The organism is Mesorhizobium sp. M7D.F.Ca.US.004.03.1.1 (assembly GCF_003998635.1).
Classification (GTDB): domain Bacteria; phylum Pseudomonadota; class Alphaproteobacteria; order Rhizobiales; family Rhizobiaceae; genus Mesorhizobium; species Mesorhizobium loti.
This window is the reverse complement of sequence record NZ_RZQG01001331.1, coordinates 1-1201: the sequence shown is the minus strand read 5'-3', so window position 1 is coordinate 1201 and position 1201 is coordinate 1. Positions and strand designations below refer to the sequence as shown.

1 protein-coding gene is annotated in these 1201 nt (G+C 53.4%); it reads right to left on the bottom strand.

Annotation, left to right across the window (positions count from 1 at the left end; all coding sequences use genetic code 11):
* Positions 1 to 1201, bottom strand: a 1201-nt coding sequence (gene hydA, locus EN935_RS36810; RefSeq protein WP_127374280.1) for a dihydropyrimidinase, incomplete at both ends; no start/stop codon positions are given.

Genomic DNA, 1201 nt, shown 5'->3' with positions numbered 1-1201 from the left:
TCCCTTGATCAACAATGACCTGGCCGCGACGAATTACAGTCTGGGGCCAACCCTTCAGTTCACGACCCGCATAGGGTGTGTAACCCGTGTTGTCGTGCACACCTTCGTCGGTCAGAGTCACGCGCTTGTCGGCATCCCAAAGGACTATATCGGCATCCGCGCCGACCGCAATCGACCCTTTTCGCGGATGAAGATTGAAGAGTTTCGCCGGCGCCGTGGAGGTCAACTCAACAAATTTCTCGAGGCCCAGCTTGCCTTTTGAGACCATGGCGTCAAAAAGCAATGGAAGCCGTACTTCTATTCCGGGCATCCCATTGGCGATCTCCTTGAAGTTTGATTTGTCGCCGTTTCGCAATTTCCCGCTAGTGTCGAATCGATAGGGTGCGTGATCTGACGAAACAAGCTGCAGATCCCCACGGTCGAGGGCATTCCACAGCTCCTCTTGATCATCAGCTGACCGCTGTGGCGGCGAGCACATCCACTTGGCCGCCTCCAGTCCCGGCTTTTGCAAGTCGCCTGCGGTCATGAAGAGGTATTGCGGACATGTCTCGCCAAAGACCTTAAGGTTCTCTCCGCGAGCACGGCGAATGATCGCGGCCCCTTCCCTCGTTGATACGTGCAGAATGATGATCGGTTGATCGACGAGCGCACTGAGTTTGACTAGTCGGTCAATCGCGTCGGCTTCGGCAAGGCGAGGATGGCTTAGCGGATGATAGACCGGCTGCGAAAAACCAGCCGCGAGAAGTCGTTTCGACAACCACGAAATCATGCCGCCATTTTCCGCGTGAAAACACACAGAAGCTCCGGTTTCCTTGGCGACCAGCAGGACATCTAGGATAGCTTCGTCTGAAACTCTGAGTAGGTCATATGTCATGAATAGCTTTATGGACGAGTGTCCTTGATGAATGAGCTTAGGAAGATCGACGGATAAGGCTTCTTCCGTTGGATCGGCCAAGATCATATGAAAGCAATAATCGACCACCGCCCCTTTGCTAGCAAGCAGTGAATAATCCTCAACCACTTTCGACAGGTTCATGCCAACGTGTTGGGCAGCAAAAGCTATGACCGTCGTGGTACCGCCAAAGGCAGCTGCAATTGTTCCGCTCTCCCAAGTATCAGCATTAAGAATTCCATTAGCTGAAACTTGTTCGATATGGACGTGTGGGTCTACGACCCCTGGAAGGACAAGCAAGTCGGACGC